Consider the following 19,339-nt stretch of genomic DNA (forward strand, 5'->3'; position numbering starts at 1 on the left):
TCCTTACTTAGACAGTGGGGCCTGTCGATCCGCGCACGATGAGCTGGGTGGGCAGCACCCGTCTGGTGACGCCGCGGTGCACCGGGCCGGCCATCAGCTCCAGGAGCAGGTCCACCCCGACCCGGCCGATCTGCTCCGTGTCGATCGCGACGGTGGTCAGCGGCGGCCCGAGCAGCCCGGCGACCGGGATGTCGTCGAAGCCGATGACGCTGAGGTGCTCGGGGACCCGCACGCCCCGGGCCTGGAACCGTTGCAGCAGGCCGAGCGCGACCAGGTCGTTGTAGGCCAGGACCGCGGTGACCGGTGCGGCCAGGACCAGGTCGGCGGCGGCCGCACCGCCGTCCACGGTGGGCGCGACGTTGCCGACCTCGACGAGCCGCATGCCGCGGGCGGCGGTGGCGGCGCGCAGACCCCGCTGCCGGTCCCGGTGGGACCAGGAGGTGCGCGGACCGCCGACGTACGCGACGGCCCGATGACCCAGCGCGGCCAGGTGCCCGACCGCCTGCCGCATCCCGTCGGCGTTGTCCGCCGTGACCGACGGGAACGGGGTGATCCGCCGGTTCAGCACCACGACCGGCTTGTCCCGGGCGTTCGACCGCAGCTCGTGGTCGGACGCCCGGGGCGAGCAGAGCAGGAACCCGTCGACCTGCATGGCGAGTGCCCGGATGGCCGGCACCTCGACGGCCGGATCCTCGTCGGTGTCACTGAGGAAGACCGCGTAGTCGAACCGGCGCGCCTGCTTCTGGATCGCCTTCACCACGGTCGGGAAGAACGGGTTGGCCAGGTCGGGCAGGACCACGCCGAGGTTCGCGGTCCGGCCGGTGATCAGGCTGCGGGCCGCCCGGTTCGGGCGGTAGCCGAGCTGCTCGGCGGCGCTCTCCACCCGCTCCCGGGTGTCCGCGCGGACCCGCGCCGGATCGGTCAGCGCCCGGCACACCGACGACGGTGACACCCCGGCGAGCCGCGCGACGTCCTTGATGGTCACCGCCACGCCAGACCCCTGATCTTTCGATGAACATCGATTGATGAAGCCAGTCTGGAAACGTTTCCGGAAAATTGTCAAGGCTCCCGCGCCGCGGTACCACCCGTCCCCGGTCCCCGCCCGCGCAGACCCCCATGGTGGTATCCCGATCCACGAGACCCTCAGCGCCAGCCAAGCACACCGAGCTGGCCCTAACGGCCCTATCACGGGCCGCGAAAGGGCCACGAGCGCCAGCCGAGCACACCGAGCTGGCCCCGACGGCCCCACCACCGGCCAGGAAAGGACCATGAGCACCAGCCGAGCACAACCAGCTGGCCCTGACGGCCCTATCACGGGCCGGGAAAGGGCCATGAACGCCAGCCCAGTACAACGAGCTGGCCCTGACAGGCCCACCACCGGCCGGGAAAGGGCCACGAGCACCAGCCGAGCACACCGAGCTGGCCCTGACAGCCCTATCACGGGCCGGGAAAGGGCCATGAACGCCAGCCAAGTACAACGAGCTGGCCCTGACAGGCCCACCACCGGCCGGGAAAGGGCCACGAGCACCAGCCGAGCACACCGAGCTGGCCCTGACAGCCCTATCACGGGCCGGGAAAGGGCCATGAACGCCAGCCCAGTACAACGAGCTGGCCCTGACAGCCCTATCACGGGCCGGGAAAGGGCCATGAACGCCAGCCGAGCACAACGAGCTGGCCCTGACGGCCCTATCACGGGCCGGGAAAGGGCCATGAACGCCAGCCGAGCACACCGAGCTGGCTCTCACGGCCCTATCACGGGCTGGGAAAGGGCCGTGAGCGCCAGCCGGGTTTTGCGCTTGTGCGGCGGGATCACCGCTCCGGGTGCGAGGCGGCATCCGGGCGGCAGGGAGTTGCCGGACGACACGGTGAGTGGTTGCGCGCATAGTGGCGGCGTGAGCGACCCGAGATTTCTGGCGGAGGTCGTGGTCCGGCTGCTCGGGAGCGGCGGGCTCATGGCGGGCGGCCAGGAAATCCAGGTCGCAGGCCCGGGCGGGGACGCAGGCCCGGGCGGGGACGCAGGCACGGGCGCGGGCGGGGACGCGGGACCAGGCGCGGGCGGGGACGCGGGACCGGGCCCGGGCGCGGGCGCGGGCGGAGACGCGGGCGCGGGCGGGGACGCGGGACCAGGCGCGGGCGGGGACGCGGGACCGGGCCCGGGCCGGGACACGGGCGGGGACACGGGCGGGGACACGGGACCGGGCGCGGGTGCGGGCGCGGTAGTGACCCGGCTTGCTGAGGCGGTCGGGGCGCGGTTTGCAGGGGACGTCGTGGCGTCGGGGCTGGTGGCGGCGGTCCGGGGCGGACGCTCCTCGCCGGACGAGGTGCTGGACCTGCTCGGCACGGTGCACCGCCGGATCCAGGCGGATCCGGTGTTCCGGGAGGAGGCGCGGCAGCTCGTGGTGGCGGCCTACGCCGACCCGTCGATCGCACCGATGCTGCCGGACCCCTCCCCCGGCCTCTGAAGCCGGTCCTCGAACGCGGTCTGCCCGACACCGGTCGCCGCCGAAGCCGGTCGCCGCCGGCCCCTCCGCGGGACCCTACGGCTCCGCGGCACCTTCCGGCTCCGCGGGAGCCTCGGCGAGAGGCGGAAGGACGGCGGTCAGGTGGCGGACCAGCTGGGTGCGGGAGTTCAGCCCCAGCTTCCGGTAGGCGCTGGACAGGTGGCTCTCGACGGTCTTGCGGGAGATGAACAGGGCCGCCGCCACCTCCGGATTGCTGCGCCCCTCGGCCACCGCCCGGGCCACCTGCAACTCCTGCGGCGTGAGCAGGTGCATCGGCGATTCCGTACGGACCGGGGAACGCTCGCCGGCCGCGGCCAGCTCGGCGGTGGCCTGCCGGGCGAACGGCACCGCGTCCAGCTGTTCGAAAACGGTCAGCGCGTCGCGGAGCAGCGGGCGGGCCTCGGCCCGGCGACGGTTCCGGCGCAGGGTGCGGGCCAGCAGCAGCCGGGTGCGGGCGGCCTCGAAGGGCTGGGCGACCCGCTCGAACCGGGACAGGGCGGCCCGCAGGTGGGCTTCCGCCTCGGCCGGGTCGTCGGCCAGCAGCGCCCGGCACCGGTCGACGGCCGCCCGCACCCCGGTCAGGCCGAACCCGGCGGTCCGGGCGGCGAACTCGTCGAGCCGGTCCCGGGCCGGCTCCCGCTGGCCGGCGCACCGGTACGCCTCGACCAGGTCGGCCGCCCACGGCAGGAAGTCCGGGAAGTCCAGGCCGGTGTGCGCGCAGAACTCGCGGACCGCTTCCAAGCAGGCGACCGCCTCCTGGGGCTCGCCGGTGGCCAGGTGCAGCGCGCCCCGGGTGGAGCCCTCGAACGGCAGCAGGCCGGGCGTGCCGAGCGGCCCGGCGATCCGGCGGGCCTCGGCCAGCCGCCGCGCCGCCGGCGCCGGGCGGCCGCGGAACGCGTCGAACCGGGCCAGCACCACCTGGGCGAATCCGGCGCTGGACACCTCTTGCAGCTCGCGGGCCAGGCGTAGGGACTCCTCGGCGGCGACGTACCCGGCCGGCCAGTCGCCGGTGCAGCGGCGTAGCTCGGCCTCGAAGGAGAGGGCCCGGATCAGTGGGCTGAGCGCACCGGCCCGGCGGGTCGCGGTGATCACCCGGGTCAGCAGCCGGTCGGCGGCCCGGTACTCCTCCAGCCAGCACAGGCACAGCCCGGCCAGGCTCAGCGGGTGCGCGTCGGCGACCGGGTCGAGCGTGTCCAGGTAGGCGGCGTGGGCGTGCAGCACCGCCCGGCTGGCGGCGAGGTCGCCGGTGAACATCCGGGTCTGCGCGAGGGCGATCCGGGCGGCCGGGTCCTCGCCGGCCAGGTCCGCGGCCCGGCGGGCGTATCCGTACGCGTCCCGGAACCGCCCGTCGATCAGGGCCGGGTCGACGGCCGCCCGCAGCAGGGTGGCGGCCCGCCCCGGGTCGGCCGGCAGCACCGCCTCGGCCGCGTCGACCAGCACCCGCTGCGCGATCGACGGGGTGCCGCGGCGGGTCAGCACCGATCCCTGCGCCAGCGCGATGTCGGCCGCCGGTCGCGGCTCGGTGACCAGCAGCCGGGCCTGCCCCAGCCAGGTCGCGGCGTCGCTCAGTCCACCGGCGAGCTGGGCGTCCGCGGCGGCCGCGAGCAGCAGCCGGCTCCGGGCGGCCGGGTCGGCGGTCAGCTCGGCGGCGCGGTGCAGGGCCCGGGCCGCGTCCCCGTACGCGGTCCGGCGGCGCATCTCCCCCGCCGCGAGGGTCAGCTCCCCGGCGGCCCGCTCGTCCGGGCCCAGCACGTCGGCGGCCAGGTACCAGGCGCGTTCGCCGCCGGTGGCGGTCGCGGCCAGCGCCTCGTACGCCCGCCGCCGCTCCTCGACGGTCGCGCCACGCTGCACCGCGGTCCGCAGCAGCGGATGGGTGAAGCCGAGCCGCCGGTCGTCCCGCCGGATCAGGCCGGCCGCCTCGGCCTCGGCCAGCGCGCCCCGCCCGGCGCCGAGCGACTGGACGGCGGCGTGCAGGAACGCGGTGTCGGCGGAGGCGCTGAGGGCGACCGCGAGCAGGGCGGACCGGGTCGCCTCGGGCAGCCCGGCGACCCGGGTGGCGAAGGCCTGCTGGAGTCCGGCCCGGATCGGCAGCGGCTCGGGCAGCGGCGCCGCACCGGCCAGCTGGCTGTCGGTGAGGGCGTCCGCGGCGTCGGCGAGGGCCAGCGGGTTGCCACCGGTGGCGCGCCAGAGCTGGTCGGCCACCCCGGGCGCGGTGTGGCCGGGGCGGTGCCGGTCGAGCAGCCGGGTGCTCGCATCCCGGCTCAAACCGGCCAGGTGCAGCGCGTCGCACCCGGTGTCGATGGCCGGGTCGTCGCGGGTGGCCAGGACCATGGCGACCGGGTCGGCGGCGAGGCGGCGGGCGGCGAACAGCAGCGCGGCGCGGGACGGCTCGTCGATCCAGTGTGCGTCGTCGACCACCACCAGCACCGGTTCCCGTTCGGCGGCCGTGGTGAGCAGCGCCAGGGTGGCCAGGCAGACCGCGTACGGGCTCAGGTCCCGGTCCTGGTCCGCCAGGGCCAGGGCGGCGCGCAGCGCCCGGGACTGCGGGCGGGGCAGGCGCGGGACCAGGGTCAGCAGGGGGTGCAGCAGGTCGCCGAGGCCGGCGTAGGGCAGCGACGCCTCGGACTCCAGGCCGGTGGTGGCCAGCACGGTGACGCCGGTGGCGCCGGACATCAGGTGGGCGAGCAGCGCGGTCTTGCCGACGCCGGGTTCACCGGTGAGCAGCAGCGCGCCGCCGGCGCCGGAGCGGGCCGCGTCGAGCAGGGCGCCGAGGGCCAGGCAGGGCTGTTCCCGGCCGACCAGTTCGGCCACCTCGGCACGGACGCGGAACGGCATCGCCGGCCTCCGGAGAGCAGCGGTAACGAGCAACGTGGACGATTCGCCCGTGCTTCACCATGGCTGGTCGAAGCAGATCAAGTCCACCGGCCGTTCGTATCCGGGACATCGGCGCAATCGGGGAACTCCCCCGGCGTACGCGAGGAGAACCGGACGTTGACAGCGGTCCGGAACCGGTCGGCTCCGCGCAGCGGCCGCCTCCCCGCCCCGGGACTTCCCGGAAGCGGGCGGACGCCGCGCAACCCGAGGATTTCTCCATGCATGTCCGACCGGAGGCGTCACGGTGAACGACTTCGCCGCGATCAAGACCGTCAGCCGGGCGCTGCGGGAGCTGCTCAAGCAGCACATCACCGACAGCCCGCTGACGGAGCTGAACGGCGTCCCGATCGACCTGCGTTCACCGAAGGAGCTGCGCGACGCGACGAAGCCGCCGAGCCCGCCGACCGGGGTGTGCCTGTGGCTGTACCGGGTGGCCCGCAACGCCGACGCGCTCAACCTGCCGCCGCGCGACGGGCAGTGGCCGGCCGCCGTGGTGGACCTGCACTACCTGGTCGCGCCGGTCACCGAGGACACCCTGGCCGAGCAGGCCTTGCTCGGGCGGGTGTTGCAGGTCTTCGGCGACCACGAGCGGCTGCGCCCGGCGGAGACCGAGCTGAGCGTGACGATGGAGACGCTCGGGCTGGAGGAGCTGACCCGGGTCTGGACGGCGTTGCAGGAGCCCTATCAGCTGAGCGCGTCGTTCCTGGTGCGCATGGTCGAAATCGGTCCCGGTCACCTGACCGCCGTGGCGCCGCCGGTGCACGAGCGGATCAACCGCTACGAGCAGATCGGCACGCCATGACACGCCTGGACCTGGTCGCGGTGTACGCGGCGCTGATCGAGGTGCGGGCCACCGACGAGGTCACCGGCGAGCGCGTCCCGGTGCCCGGCGTCACCGGTGACCTGGCGAGCCTGCCCCGGCGGATCCGCCTGACGGTCACCGCGCCCGGATATCGGCCGCTGCCGCCACGCGACCTGCTGGTGACCGCGCCCCGGATCGAGACGGTGACGCTGCGGCCGCTGCCGGTGCGCCTGCAAGGCGTGGTCGTCACCGGGCAGCTGACGCCGGAGCCGGTGCCCGGCGCGCTGGTCACCGTCGCCGCGGCGCAGGCGGGGGATCCGCCGCTGCTCGCGCTCCGCTCGCCCCTGCGGACCGCGCATCAGGCGACAGCTTCGGTACGCGACCCCGCCGGCCCGTGGCAGACCACCCTCGCCCACGCCGTGGACCCCGGCGACGCCCTGCTCCGGCTGGCCGCCGCGCCACCTCCCGGGATCGCGGCCGTCGACGTGGACGGCGAGCAGCGGGCGGTCGGGGCGGTCAGCGGCGCCACCGGCGATTACGTACTCCGCGGGATCGGCGGTGTCCGGTCACTCCGGATACGCGCCGCCACCGGGCCGGAGATGACCTGGGACGTCGCCTACGGGCAGGTCAACGACGTGGAACTGCGGGTCTGACGAGGAGACGTGATGGCCGAGTACCTGAGCCCCGGGGTCTACCTGGAGGAAGCCGACACCGGCGCGCGCCCGATCGAGGGCGTGTCGGTCAGCGTCGCCGGACTGGCCGGCGTCACCGAACGCGGCCCGGTGAACCGGCCCACCCAGGTGATCAGCCTCGCCGACTTCACCCGCCGGTTCGGCGGCACGATCAACCGGCGCGCGGTGCCGGACCCGGCCGGACCGGCCTGGGTGCTGCCGCACGCCGTGGAGGGCTTCTTCACCAACGGCGGGAGCCTGCTCTTCGTGGTGCGGGTGCTGCCCGACGAGGCGACCTACTCGACCGTGCTCCTGTACGCCACCGAGGACGCCGGTTACTCCGGGGCGCCGGTGGCGCTCGCCCGGCGCGGTGACCGCCTGCTGGTCGTGGCCGACCCGGCCGGACCGGCGCCCGGCGACGTGGTGCGGATCGAGGACGACACCCGCACCGAGTACGTCACGGCCGGCACCGGCACCCCGATCGCGCTGACCGCGCCGCTGACCGCCGCCGCCCCGGCCGGGACCACCGTCGTTCCCAAGGCGGCGGGCAAGCCGCCGGGCACCACGCTGGTGCACCCGGCCGCGGCCGGCGACCGGCTGCTGGTGGTGCAGGACGCCACCGTCCTGCCCGCCGCCAAGGACGTCGTGCTCGGCACCGATCCGGCGCAGCAGCTCGGCCGGGGCGCCCTCGCCACCGCCGCCCTGAGCGGCCCGCTGACCCTGCGGCACGACGCCGGCACGCCGGTGGAGAAGCACACCGTCGCCGCCGAGACGACGATCACCGCGGTCGGCTCCGGCTCCCTGGAGGTGGCGGCCGCCGCCGGGCTCGCCGCAGACGACTGGGTCCACCTGGCCGGCGCGGCCGGCGACGAGTTCGCCCAGGTCGCCACCGTGACCGCGGCCGCACCGTTCACGATCACCTTCACGGCGCCGCTGCGGCACGCCTACGCCGTGAACGACAAGGTCCAGCGCCTGGCCGGGGGCGGCAAGCCCGCCACGCTGGTCCGGGACGGCTCTCCTGGGGACACCGCGCTGGTGCTGACCGGCGCGGTCGCCGACGGTGACCTGGTCCGGATCGGCTCCGCCCAGCGCGGCGAGTTCGCCGACGTGGTCGCGGGCGACACCGGTCTGCTGGTGCTGGCCGGACCGCTGACCGCGGCGCACGCCGTCGCCGGGGTCACCCTGACCGCCGTCACCCCGGTGCTGCGGCTGCAGGCGCTGCACCGTGGCGGCTGGGGCGACAACGTCCGGGTCACCGCCCAGCGCGAGCCCTCGCCGACCGTCGACACCACGACACCGGGCGGCTCGGCGACCGCACCGACCGTCGACCTCGACACCGGCGTCGGCCTGGAGCCCGGCAGCCTGCTGGAGTTCTCCGACGCGAACGGCGTGCTGTTCCGGCAGAAGGCCGAGTCCGTCCAGGGCACCACCGTCACGCTGCCCGCCGGCGGCCTGACCGCGGACGTCCCGGCCGGCACTCGGGTCCGCACCACCGAGTTCGCCCTCACCGTCGAACTGGTCCGCACCGACCCGCGGACCCGCCGCGAGACGATCGCCCCGGGCGGCTCGCAGACCCTGCGCAACCTGGTCCTCGACCCCCGGCACAGCCGCTGGGCGCCGCGCGTGATCGGCGCGATCCCGGCGCTGGACCAGGCCGGCGAGGGCGAGGCCGATCTGGTCCGGATGGCCGACCCGCGCCCGGCCGCCGCCGCCCGTGCCGCGCTCACCCCCTGGCCGGATCTCCTGACCAGCGTCGACCCGGCGCTCGGCGAGCGTCCGCTGGGCCGCCGGATGAGCGGCGGCGCCGACCACCTGGAGAAGCTGACCGACGACATCCTGATCGGCGCCGACTCGATCGAGCCGGCCGAGCGCACCGGCCTGCAGGCGCTGCGCAACGTCGAGCAGATCAGCATGGTGGCCGCGCCCGGCTGGACCGGCGCGCGGGTGCAGCAGGCGCTGCTCACCCACTGCGAGCAGATGCGGTACCGGATCGCGGTGCTGGACTCGCGGCGGGGCGGCCCGCCGTACGGGCTGCGGGTGGACGAGGTGCTGACGCAGCGCGGGAACTACGACTCGCGGCACGGCGCGCTGTACTACCCGTGGCTGGTGATCGACGACCCGTACCGGGACAACCCGGCCGTGCCGTCGCCGGTCTGGATCCCGCCGAGCGGCCACGTCCTCGGCGTCTACGCCCGCACCGACGTGCACCTGGCCCCGGCCAACGCCACCCTGACCGGCGTCGACGGCTTCCAGACGCGCCTGGTCAAGGCGCAGCAGGACCTGCTGAACCCGCGCGGCGTCAACGCGCTGCGCGACTTCCGCGACCAGAACCGCGGCCTGCGGGTGTGGGGTGCGCGCTGCGTGACCAGCGACAGCGACTGGAAGTACGTGAACGTCCGGCGGCTGTTCAACTTCCTCGAGGCGTCCATCGAGAACGGCACCCAGTGGGCGGTGTTCCGGCCCAACGACCGGCCGCTCTGGTCCCAGGTACGGCAGAGCGTCTCGGCGTTCCTCACCTCGGTCTGGCGCGACGGTGCGTTGCAGGGCCGGACCCCGGACGAGGCGTTCTACGTGCGCTGCGACGAGACCACGATGACCGGCGACGACATCGACAACGGCCGGCTGATCGTGGTGATCGGGGTGGCGCCGGTCAAGCCGGCCGAGTTCGTAGTGATCCGGATCGGCCAGTGGCCGGGCGGATCGATGGTCCAGGAGGGGTGAGCCGCGATGGCCGTCGGTGAGCGCAAGGACCCGTTCGCGGGGTTCAACTTCCGGGTGCGGTTCGACCGCACCGGGCCCGACGTGGCGGCGTTCCGCGAGGTGACCGGGCTGACCTTCACCACCGCGCCGATCGAGTACCGGGCCGGCACCGACCCGGCGCTGCACGTGCGCAAGCTGACCGGGCTGCGCACGTTCGGCAACCTGACGCTGCGCCGGGGCATCACCACCAACCGGGAGCTGTGGACCTGGTATCGCAACGTGCTCAACGGGCTGCCGGACCGGCGCGGCGGCGAGATCGCGCTGCGTGACGAGCAGCAGGCCGACGTGCTGGTCTGGACGTTCGCCGACGCGTTCATCTGCAAGTGGCAGGGCCCGGCGCTGAACGCCACCACCAACGAGATCGCCATCGAAGAGGTGGAGATCTGCGTGGAGCGGGTGGAGCTGCAATGACCACCGTCCCGGGCGTGCACCTGGAGTTCGCCGAGCCGGCCCGGCCGGCGTCGGTGGCGCGCACCGACGTGGCCGCGTTCGTCGGGGTCAGCCCGCACGGGCCGGCCTTCGCCGCCGTCCCGGTGGACGACCCGGCGGCCCTCGCCGAGACCGGGACGCTGGGCGACACGGTGAAGGCGTTCTTCGACAACGGCGGGCGGCGCTGCTGGGTGGTCCGGGTGCCGGAGCCGGACGGCCTGCTCGACGGGCTCGGCGCACTGGAGACGGTCGACGAGGTGTCGCTGGTGGCCGTCCCGGACGTGCACTGGCGGCCACCGCGGATCCCGGCCACCAGCCCGCTGCCGCAGCCGCCGCCCGACCCCTGCCGGCCGGGCCCGCCCGGGCCGTCGGCCTCCCTGGTGCGACCTGCGCGGATCACGCCGCTGACGGAGGCCGAGGCCCTCGCGGTGCAGCGCCGGCTGGTCGGCGACTGCGAGCGGCGCGGGGACCGGGTGGCGCTGCTCGACCCGCCGCCGGGGCTGGACGTCGACGAGGTGCTGGTGTGGCGGGGACGCTTCGACACGTCGTACGCGAGTCTCTATCACCCCTGGGTGCGCGTGCCGGAACCGTCCGGGCGGACCCGTCTGGTCGCGCCCAGCGGCTTCGCCGCGGGCGTCTGTGCCCGCGTGGACCGTGCCTCCGGCGTGCACACCGCCCCCGCCAACCGGGAGCTGAGCTGGGCGGTCGGCCTCGGCGGCGAGGTCGGTGACGCGGAGCAGGCGGTGCTCGACCCGGCCGGGGTGAACTGCCTGCGGGCGCTGCCCGGGCGGGGTATCCGGATCTACGGCGCCCGCACCCTGGCGACCGATCCCGCCTGGCGGCACCTGCCGGTACGCCGCTGGTTCGTCGCCGTCGAGCGGGCCGCCGCCGTGGCCTCCCGGCAGTTCGCCTTCCAGCCCGCCGACTTCGTCCGCCGCCAGCTGCTCACCGTCGTGCTGACCGGGCTCCTCGAGGAGCAATGGCGGCGCGGCGCGCTGGCCGGCGCCACCCCGGAGGAGGCGTTCTTCGTGCGCTGCGACACCGGCGACGACCGCCTGCTGGCCACGGTCGGCGTGGCGGTGGTCCGGCCGGCCGAGTTCCTGATCTTCCGGATCGGCCGGGTCGAGGGCGAGCTCACCATCCGCGAGGAGGCGCCGTGACCACGCCGTTCCCGGCCTTCAACTTCACCGTCGCGCTGGTCGACACCGGCGGCCCGAGACTGCGCACGCTCGCCGTCCTGGCCACCTCGGTGGTGGCCGGATTCAGTCAGTGCGGCGGCCTGGAGAGCAGCATCCAGGTCGAGGAGTACCGGGAGGGCGGACGCGCCACCACCCTCAAGTTCCGGCGGCACGCCACCGCGGCCAACCTGCGGCTGCAACGCGGGATGGGCCTCTCCGACGACCTGTGGGCCTGGTACGCCGGCTACCTGAGCGGGCGGGGCCGCCGCCGGGACGGCGTGATCATCCTGCAGAACGAGCTGCACCTGCCGGTCAAGGCGTGGCGGTTCCGCAACGGCTTCCCGATCCGGTGGACCGGGCCGGCCCTGGACGCCGCCGCCAACCGGCTGGCCTTCGAGGAGATCGAGATCGCCCACGACGGGTTGGAGATGGTCTGACGATGGAAGTCCGGATCGGTCAAGTCACCACGACCGTGGAGCCCGCCGCGGGGCCCGAGCCCGCGGACCTGGAGCGGCTCGTCCGTGAGGCCCTCCAGCGGCACGAGCGGGACCGCCGCGCCCGCAGCCTCACCGAGGAGGCGAAGTGACCCTGGTCAAGGCGCGGTTCACGCCCCAGGACGAGAACGGCAAGCTGCTGCCGGACGACGCCGTCGAGGTGCTGTTCAACCCGACGGAGTACACCGCCGCCAAGACCGCCCAGTTCGCCGAGCACGCCGTCCCGGGGCTGGACGCCCCGCTCGTCCAGTACGTCCGCGGGCAGGCGGAGACCTTCACGATGGACCTGTTCTTCGACACCTCGGACAGCGGCGAGCCGGTCACCGAGCGGACCGACCGGATCTACCGGCTCGTCAAGGCGCACGGCAACCGGCACGCCCCGCCGGTCTGCCTGTTCACCTGGGGCGGCCGCGGCTTCCCCGGCTCCGGGCTGGACCGCGAGATCGGCAGCCAGCGCCGGTCCGGCTTCACCTGCGTGGTGGAGAGCGTCCAGCAGCGGTTCACCTTCTTCGCCGAGGACGGCGCCCCGCTGCGCGCGGTGCTGACCGTCCGGCTCCGCGAGTACCGGACCCTCGCCGAGCTGCTGCCGAAGATGGACCGGCAGTCCGCCGACCGGACCCGCTACCACGCGGTCCGGGAGCGCGAGACGCTCAGCGCGATCGCCGCCGACCGGTACGGCGACCCGGCCGCCTGGCGGCGCATCGCCGAGGCGAACGGCATCACCGACCCGGCGCGGCTGGCCGCCGGGACCCTGCTGCTGATTCCGCCGGCGCCATGAGCGGCACGTACGTGCCGGCGTTCACGGTCCGCCGGGTGCGCGAGGGCGGCACCGCGGCGGTCGTGCGCAGCAGCACCGACCTGGACGCCGAGCTGCTCGCCGACGTGCTGTCGCTGACCGTGGTCGACGACCTCGCCGAGATCGACACGTTCACCCTGCGGGTGGCGCGGCACCCGGACGCCTTCGAGGTGGGCCAGCGCTACGACATCCACCTGGGGTACCGGGACGACCTGCACCCGGTGATGACCGGCTACGTCACCGCGGTCACCGCGACGTTCCCGCAGTCCGGCGGGCAGACGCTGACCGTGCAGGGGCAGGACGTGTTCTTCCGCGGCGCCCGGCGGGAACAGCACAGCGACCGCTGGCTGCAGAAGACCGACAGCTTCATCGCCGGCGCGCTGGGCGGCCGGCGGAACCCGGCCAAGCCCGGCTTCGACTGCCCGGTCCGGATCGACGAGCAGACCCGGCAGGGCGAGGCCGAGCACCCGCGGGTGGTGATGCGCAACCAGTCCACGCTGTCGTTCCTGGCCGAACGGGCCCGGCTCAACGGGTACGCGTTCTTCGTCGGTCACGACGACACCGGCTACTTCGTGCACTTCGGGCCGTCCGAGCGGCTGCCCGGCCCGGGACCGGAACTGCGCTGGGGCCGCGACCTGCTGGCGGCCCGGACCGCGATGCGCCTGGACACCGCCGCCCGGTCGGTGGAGGTCCGCTGGTGGGACCGGCAGCAGCGCAGGGACCGGCGGCTGCGGGCCACCCCGGCGAGCGCCGGCCTCACCGTCAACCGCGACCTCTACGACCTGCTCGACGCGGCCGGCGAGGACCGGACGATCAGCGACCGGGTGGTGCGCACCGCCGCCGAGGCCCGGCAGCTGGCCCGCAACTACCTCGCCGAGTCGGTGAAAGGCCTGGTCGAGCTGGACGCGACGGTGGTCGGCCGAGCCGATCTGCGGGCCGGCGGCGTGGTCCGGATCGCCGGGCTGGACCGGCGGGTCGACGGCCGGTACTTCGTCACCCGGGTCACCCACCACCTCGACGAACAGGGGTACCGCACCGAGCTGTCGGCGCGCCGGGAGGTGGTGTCCTGATGGGCGCGGTGCGCGGGGTGGTGATCGGGATCGTGCGGTCGCTCGACGACCAGAAGCACCGGGGGCAGGTCGAGGTGGAGTTCCCGGCCGAGCGCGGCGAGCAGACCGTGCCGGTGCGGGACTGGGCGCGGGTGGCCACGCCGTTCGCCGGGCCGGGCCGGGGGCTGTGGCTCATGCCGGAGGTCGGGGACGAGGTCCTGGTCGCGTGCGTGGGCGAGGACCCGGCCGACCCTTACGTGATCGGCGCCCTGTGGAGCGAGCCGCCCGGCACCGTGGCCGCGCCACCCGCCGGCGCCAAGCCCGGGCAGCGGCTGATCCGCTCGGTCACGGGACACACCGTGCTGCTCGACGACGACGGCGACCGGGTCGAGGTGCGCCACCAGGGCGGCGCGCGGATCAGCCTGGACGCCGGACAGGTCGAGCTGGTGATGGGCGGCAGGCGGATCCGGATGACCGGCGACGCGATCGAGTTCAGCTGAGAGGGGGACCGCGATGCCACGGGTGATGACCACCAACGCGACCGTCCGCTGCCCGCACGGCGGCGTCGGGACCAGCCGGGCGGTGGGTCCGCGCGCCGCCCGGATCGCCGGCGGCGACGTGCTGCTCGACGGTGACCAGGGCACGCTGACCTGCACCAACGTGCCGCCGTGCGGGTCGTACCAGCTCCGGTCGATGGGGCTGACCGAGGTGACCGCGGCCGGGCGGAAGGTCATGCTGGTCACCGACTTCGTGCGCGGCGCCACCGGCTACCCGCTGACGATCACCGAGTCGCATCCGGTGCACGACCGGACCGTCGCCGACCCGGCCGAGGACGATCAGCCCACGGTCGTGGTGACGCCACCGGCGGCGCCGTTCTCCACGGTCACGTTCGGCAGCACCGGGCAGCCGGCGGTCCTGCCGTTCACGTTCACCCTGGCCGGCGCGTACCCGCTGCGCTGGCTGCTGTTCAAGGCCGGCCGCCTGGACTCCACCAGCGACTGGACGGGTCCGCTGACCGTGCCGGTGACGGTGACCGGGGCGGAGCTGGTGGCGCTCGGGCCCGGCCTGCACGCGTTCGTGGTCACCGCGGTCAACCGGCGCGGCCGGGCCGCCTTCGCCGAGGGGAAGGTGACCGTCACGTGAGCCGCGACTTCCTCGGGCGGGGCTGGCGGTTCCCGCCGCAGATCGACGAGCGCGGCCGGATCGCGATGTCCGCCGCCGAGGACGACATCCGCGAGGCGATCGGCATCGTCATCGGCACCGCGCCCGGCGAACGCCCGATGCAGCCCGACTTCGGCTGCGGCGCCCACGACTACGTCTTCGCGCCCGCGTCCGCGCTCGGCGAGCTGGCCTACCAGGTCCGCGAGGCGCTCACCCGCTGGGAGCCGCGGATCGACGTGCTCGACGTGGCGCTGAGCGGCGACCCGCGGCGCGACGACGCGGTGCTGATCCGCGTCGACTACCGGATCCGCGCGCACAACACCGTGCACAACCTGGTCTATCCGCTCTACACGACGGAGGGCGGCGCCTGATGCCACTGGAACCCCCGCCGCTGGACGACCGCGACTTCGACCGGCTCGTCGCCGAGGCGATCGCGCTGATCCCGCGATACACCCCGGAGTGGACCGACCACAACGACACCGACCCCGGCATCACCCTGGTGAAACTCTTCGCCTGGCTGACCGACCAGCTGATCTTCCGGGTCAATCAGGTGCCGGAGCTGCATTACGTCAAGTTCCTCCAGCTGCTCGGCATCGAGCCCGCGCCGGCCCGCCCGGCGACCGCCGGCCTGCGCTTCGCCATGGATCCGGACGGACCGCCGGCCGCGATCGTGCCGCTCGGCACCCAGGTCGCGGTGGCCGGCACCCCGCTGCTGTTCGAGACCGACCACTCACTGACGGCCCTGCGGGCGACGATCAAGACCCTTTCGGTGTACGACGGGTTCACCGTCACCACCGTGACCGAGCCGTTCCACCCGTTCGGGCGCAACCACCGTGACGGCAGCGCCCTGCACCTCGGCTTCGCCGATCCCGGCCCGTTCCCGGCCGACCCGATCGAGCTGGTCGTGCTGGTCACCGCGCCGGCGACCGCCGACCCGGTGGCCGGTTTCACCGACCTCCCGCCGCCGGCTGACGTGCTCTGGGAGTTCCGGCACGTCGACGGCGAGTGGCGGCCGGTCGACCTGATCCGGGACGAGACCCGCGGCCTCACCCGCAGCGGCCGGGTCCAGTTCACCGGCCCGGGCGCGACCATCCGGCGCGACCAGGACCAGTACTGGTTCCGCGCCCGGCTGCGCACCGGACACTACGACCGGGCGCCCCGCCTCGACGCCGTGCTCACCAACACCGTGCGGGCCACGCAGGCCCAGACGGTACGCGACGAGGTGCTCGGCGGCAGCGACGGCGCGGTCGGGCAGGTGCTGCGAGTGGCCCGCACCCCGGTCGTCGGCGACCTGGACCTCCAGATCGACGAGGGCACCGGCTTCGCGAGCTGGACCGAGCGCACCGACCTGTACGCCTCCGGCTCGGACGACCGGCACTTCCGGCTGAACCGGACCACCGGCGAGGTGCTCTTCGGCGACGGCACGCACGGACGGATCCCGCTGCACAACCCGCGGCTGCCCGAGTCGAACGTGGTGGCCCGCCGGTACCGCGCCGGCGGCGGATCGGCCGGCAACGTCGGCGCCGGCCGGATCACCGACGTGCAGTCGCTGCTGCCGGACGGGATCACCGGCGTGGACAACCCGCGCCCGGCCACGCTCGGCGCCGACGAGGAGACCGTCGAGCAGGCCAAACAGCGGGCCCCGCGGGAGTTGCAGAGCAAAGGCCGTGCGGTCACCGCGGACGACTTCGAGCAGCTCGCGATGACCGCGCCGGGCGCCCGGATCCGCCGGGCCCGGGCACTGCCGCTGACCCACCCGCGGTTCCCGGGCGCGCGGGTCCCCGGGACGGTGACCGTGCTGGTGGTGCCGGACGCCGACGGCCCCCGGCCCACGCCGGACGAGACCACGCTGCGGGCCGTCGCCGCGCACCTGGACGCGCACCGCCTGATCACCACCGAGCTGTACGTGTGCCCGCCCACCTACCGCCGGCTGCACGTCGAGGCGGACGTGGTGGTGCTGCCTAACGCCGACCTGGCCCAGGTGAAACGGGACGTGACCGCCCGGCTCGACGCGTTCTTCCACCCGCTGGGCTGGGAGTTCGGCGCGGACGTCTACTACTCCGACGTGGCCCGGACGGTGCTGGACGTGCCCGGGGTGGACCGGATCCGGGACAACGACCTGTTCGTCGTCCTCGACGGCGAACGATACGGGCCGTGCCAGGACGTGGAACTGGGCGCGACGGATCTGCCGTACACCGAGGCACACGAGATCACCGTGAGTTACCGGGAGCGGCAATGAGCGGTGAATTCCTGCTCCTGGACGGCCGGGTGGGCTGGCGACCGGCCGGGCCGCACCCCGACGTGCTCGCCGACCGCGACGGGCTGCGCAAACGGCACACAACGAGGTCCGGGGAGTTCCTGGCCGGGCCGCTGGACAGCGGGATCGGCGGCTGCGAGTGGCACCGGGTGGTGCTGGACGCGACGGTGCCCGACGGCGGCACCCTGAAAGTCGCCACCGCGACCTCTCCCGGCGTTTGGACCGACGCCCCGTCCGGCCCGGACTTCCTGGTTCTGAGCCCGCCCGGGCAGCGGCTCTGGCTCCGGCTGACCCTGACCGGCGACACCGTGGTGCACGCCGTCCAGGTCTCGTTCCCGCGCGCCACCTCGCTTCGCCACCTCCCGGCCATCTACGCCCAGGACCCGGCCGCGCGGGACTTCCTCGCCCGCTTCCTGGCCATCTTCGACACGATCCGGGACAGCGTGTCCGCACGGCTCGACGACTTCCCGGCGGTGCTGGACCCGCGGGCCACCCCGGCGGAGTTCCTGGACTGGCTGGGCGGCTGGCTCGGCCTGGCCGCCGACCGGCGGATCCCGGATGCCCGTCGCCGGCGGCTGCTGGCCGAGGCGCACCACCTGTTCCACCTGCGCGGCACGCTCGCCGGCGTGACCCGGCAGGTGGAGCTGACCACCGGGATCCGGCCGCGGATCCTGGAACACTTCCGGCTGCGCCGCTGGCTGTACGAGGGTGACCGGCTCGGCGGCACGCTGTGGGGGCCCGCCGTCGCCGGGCGGCTGCAGATCGGCGAGCACTCCCGGATCGGCGACTTCCGGCTGGTCGACACCGGCGAGCCGGATCTCGACCCGTTCGCGGTGCCGGCGCACCGGTTCACCGTGTTCGTCCCGGCCCACGCCGATCGGGACCTGGTCGAGCGGGCCGTGGACACGGCGAGCCCGGCGCACACCGAGGCCGAGATCCGGCTGGTCGCGCCACGGATGCGGGTCGGAATACAGGCCAGCGTCGGGCTGGACACGGTGATCGGCGCCCGGCCGGCCGGGATCGTCCTCGGCGCCCCGGACGCACGGACCGGCACGCTGCTCGGGCCGTCCGAGGACGAACAGAAGCGACCGTCGATGCGGGTCGGCCTGCGGGCCACCGTCGGCGCCACCACACGGATCTGAGGAGGGCGGCCATGCGACAGCGGGACTGCGGGTGTCACCCCGCCACCGCGCCGGCCCGCAACCACTACTTCACCGGCAAGCTGCTGCTGGAGCGGGACTTCCAGGACGAGCAGGCGTACCTGATCGGCCGGGGGCGGCGGCACAACCAGGCGTTGCACGGCTGGGGCGTGGCCTGCGGGCTCAAGGTTCGGCCGCATCCGGAGCCCGGCTGCCGGGACCGGTGGCTGGTGGTGGAGGCGGGCACCGCCATCGACTGCTGCGGGCGGGAGATCCTGGTCTGCCACGAGGAGTACGTCGACCTGCTCGCGCTGCTGCCCGGCGACCTGAGCGCGGGAACACACACGCTGCAACTGTGCGTACGGCACCGGGAGTGCCCGGACGAGCTGATCCCGGCGAGCTGGGACGAGTGCGGGTGCGACGACGGCAGCCAGCCGAACCGGGTGATCGAGTCGTTCGCCTTCGAGGTGATCGTGGATCCGGTGCTGCCGGAGGAGACGCCGCCGGCGTCGTGCGCGGAGCCGCTGGAGCGGCTGCTCGACGAGTGCCCGGGGTGCGCCGGCGGGGACTGCGTGGTGCTCGCGACGATCAGCGACTTCGAGGCCGGGGTGGCGATCGAGGAGGAGGACATCGACAACCGGCTCGGGCGGCGGTTGCTGCCCAGCACCGGCGTGTTGACCGAGGTGATGCTCTGCCTGCTGGAGAACGGTGGTGGAGGGCAGGGACCCAAGGGCGACAAAGGGGACAAGGGCGACCCGGGCCCTGCCGGACCCGCCGGGCCTGCCGGTGCTGCCGGTCCCGCCGGCGCTGACGGTCCTGCGGGTCCCGCCGGGCCTGCCGGTCCCCAGGGAGACAAGGGAGACAAGGGAGACAAGGGCGATCAGGGCATTCCGGGGCCGCCCGGCGCCGGGCGGATCACCGGCGACCTCGTGGTGGTGCCGATCCCCGCGAAGACCGACGTCGCCACCCTGACCGTCGACCACAACCAGGCCAAGACCCCGGTATCCATCGTGCTCGGCCTGGCCGAGCAGGAGCACTCCTTCGACTACTACGAGGCGATCAACCTGCGCGGCGAGCGGGACTACGCCACCCCGGTCCGCTTCCTCGCCGCGCGGGTGCACAACAAGCCCTACGACGGCAAGTTCGACATCGAGGTGCGCATGGAACAGCCGTCCGATCTCGAGCGCCGCGTCCTGGTCCGCTGGCACGCCTTCGGGGCCTAGGAGGA

General features: G+C 74.4%; 18 protein-coding genes. 16 read left to right on the forward strand and 2 right to left on the reverse strand.

The features are described 5' to 3' along the window. Positions 1-7 precede the first annotated feature (7 nt). Entirely contained in the window at positions 8-991 is a 984-nt protein-coding gene (locus Aiant_RS02430) for a LacI family DNA-binding transcriptional regulator (protein ID WP_189330728.1), read from the reverse strand. A gap of 1,276 nt (positions 992-2,267) precedes the next feature. On the opposite strand from Aiant_RS02430, the gene Aiant_RS02435 reads away from it, so the two are divergent. Continuing rightward, positions 2,268-2,462: a hypothetical protein gene (locus Aiant_RS02435; RefSeq protein ID WP_189330729.1), complete on the forward strand. Its 195-nt coding sequence runs from the start codon at positions 2,268-2,270 to the stop codon at positions 2,460-2,462. A 75-nt stretch (positions 2,463-2,537) separates the two neighbouring features. Here the strand turns inward: Aiant_RS02435 and Aiant_RS02440 are convergent, their stop codons facing one another. Continuing rightward, positions 2,538-5,336 carry a helix-turn-helix transcriptional regulator gene (locus tag Aiant_RS02440; protein WP_189330730.1) on the reverse strand — a complete coding sequence of 933 codons (2,799 nt, stop codon included), beginning with the start codon at positions 5,334-5,336 and terminating at the stop codon, positions 2,538-2,540. A 283-nt stretch (positions 5,337-5,619) separates the two neighbouring features. Here Aiant_RS02440 and Aiant_RS02445 point away from each other — a divergent pair, with 283 nt between their 5' ends. Genes Aiant_RS02445 through Aiant_RS02515 form a run of 15 tightly spaced genes read left to right on the forward strand, consistent with a single transcriptional unit; the run spans position 5,620 to position 19,334 of the window. Then, on the forward strand, positions 5,620-6,177 hold the full coding sequence (locus tag Aiant_RS02445; protein ID WP_189330731.1) for a Pvc16 family protein: 558 nt from the start codon (positions 5,620-5,622) through the stop codon (positions 6,175-6,177). Next, complete coding sequence (locus Aiant_RS02450) at positions 6,174-6,830, forward strand: hypothetical protein (protein WP_189330732.1); 657 nt, start codon at positions 6,174-6,176, stop codon at positions 6,828-6,830. Before Aiant_RS02445 ends, Aiant_RS02450 begins: the two co-directional genes overlap by 4 nt. Positions 6,831-6,842: 12 nt before the next feature. Then, positions 6,843-9,569 (forward strand): phage tail sheath C-terminal domain-containing protein, encoded by a 2,727-nt coding sequence (locus Aiant_RS02455; protein ID WP_212846919.1) that lies wholly within the window; start codon positions 6,843-6,845, stop codon positions 9,567-9,569. A gap of 6 nt (positions 9,570-9,575) precedes the next feature. Next, entirely contained in the window at positions 9,576-10,019 is a 444-nt protein-coding gene (locus Aiant_RS02460; protein ID WP_189330733.1) for a phage tail protein, read from the forward strand. Next, the gene (locus Aiant_RS02465) at positions 10,016-11,197 is read left to right on the forward strand and encodes a phage tail sheath family protein (protein ID WP_189330734.1); all 1,182 of its coding nucleotides are present in this window, start codon (positions 10,016-10,018) and stop codon (positions 11,195-11,197) included. Before Aiant_RS02460 ends, Aiant_RS02465 begins: the two co-directional genes overlap by 4 nt. Continuing rightward, positions 11,194-11,652: a phage tail protein gene (locus Aiant_RS02470; RefSeq protein WP_189330735.1), complete on the forward strand. Its 459-nt coding sequence runs from the start codon at positions 11,194-11,196 to the stop codon at positions 11,650-11,652. Before Aiant_RS02465 ends, Aiant_RS02470 begins: the two co-directional genes overlap by 4 nt. Before the next feature lie 2 nt (positions 11,653-11,654). Next, positions 11,655-11,801 (forward strand): hypothetical protein, encoded by a 147-nt coding sequence (locus tag Aiant_RS02475; RefSeq protein WP_189330736.1) that lies wholly within the window; start codon positions 11,655-11,657, stop codon positions 11,799-11,801. Continuing rightward, entirely contained in the window at positions 11,798-12,487 is a 690-nt protein-coding gene (locus Aiant_RS02480) for a CIS tube protein (RefSeq protein WP_229830034.1), read from the forward strand. The genes Aiant_RS02475 and Aiant_RS02480 overlap by 4 nt, the downstream gene beginning before the upstream one ends. After that, a complete protein-coding gene (locus tag Aiant_RS02485) occupies positions 12,484-13,575 on the forward strand; it encodes a phage late control D family protein (RefSeq protein WP_189330737.1) in 1,092 nt (363 codons plus the stop codon). Before Aiant_RS02480 ends, Aiant_RS02485 begins: the two co-directional genes overlap by 4 nt. Further along, the gene (locus Aiant_RS02490; RefSeq protein WP_189330738.1) at positions 13,575-14,054 is read left to right on the forward strand and encodes a phage baseplate assembly protein V; all 480 of its coding nucleotides are present in this window, start codon (positions 13,575-13,577) and stop codon (positions 14,052-14,054) included. Before Aiant_RS02485 ends, Aiant_RS02490 begins: the two co-directional genes overlap by 1 nt. Positions 14,055-14,067: 13 nt before the next feature. After that, positions 14,068-14,697, forward strand: a complete 630-nt coding sequence (locus Aiant_RS02495) for a hypothetical protein (RefSeq protein WP_189330739.1) — start codon at positions 14,068-14,070, stop codon at positions 14,695-14,697. Beyond that, the gene (locus Aiant_RS02500; protein ID WP_229830035.1) at positions 14,694-15,086 is read left to right on the forward strand and encodes a GPW/gp25 family protein; all 393 of its coding nucleotides are present in this window, start codon (positions 14,694-14,696) and stop codon (positions 15,084-15,086) included. The genes Aiant_RS02495 and Aiant_RS02500 overlap by 4 nt, the downstream gene beginning before the upstream one ends. Continuing rightward, the gene (locus Aiant_RS02505; protein ID WP_189330740.1) at positions 15,086-16,954 is read left to right on the forward strand and encodes a putative baseplate assembly protein; all 1,869 of its coding nucleotides are present in this window, start codon (positions 15,086-15,088) and stop codon (positions 16,952-16,954) included. Before Aiant_RS02500 ends, Aiant_RS02505 begins: the two co-directional genes overlap by 1 nt. Next, the gene (locus tag Aiant_RS02510; RefSeq protein WP_189330741.1) at positions 16,951-18,114 is read left to right on the forward strand and encodes a phage tail protein; all 1,164 of its coding nucleotides are present in this window, start codon (positions 16,951-16,953) and stop codon (positions 18,112-18,114) included. Before Aiant_RS02505 ends, Aiant_RS02510 begins: the two co-directional genes overlap by 4 nt. An 11-nt stretch (positions 18,115-18,125) precedes the next feature. Beyond that, the gene (locus tag Aiant_RS02515) at positions 18,126-19,334 is read left to right on the forward strand and encodes a hypothetical protein (RefSeq protein WP_189330742.1); all 1,209 of its coding nucleotides are present in this window, start codon (positions 18,126-18,128) and stop codon (positions 19,332-19,334) included. Positions 19,335-19,339: the final 5 nt, after the last annotated feature.

Origin of the sequence: Actinoplanes ianthinogenes (genome assembly GCF_018324205.1) — a bacterium.
Classification (GTDB): Bacteria; Actinomycetota; Actinomycetes; order Mycobacteriales; family Micromonosporaceae; genus Actinoplanes; species Actinoplanes ianthinogenes.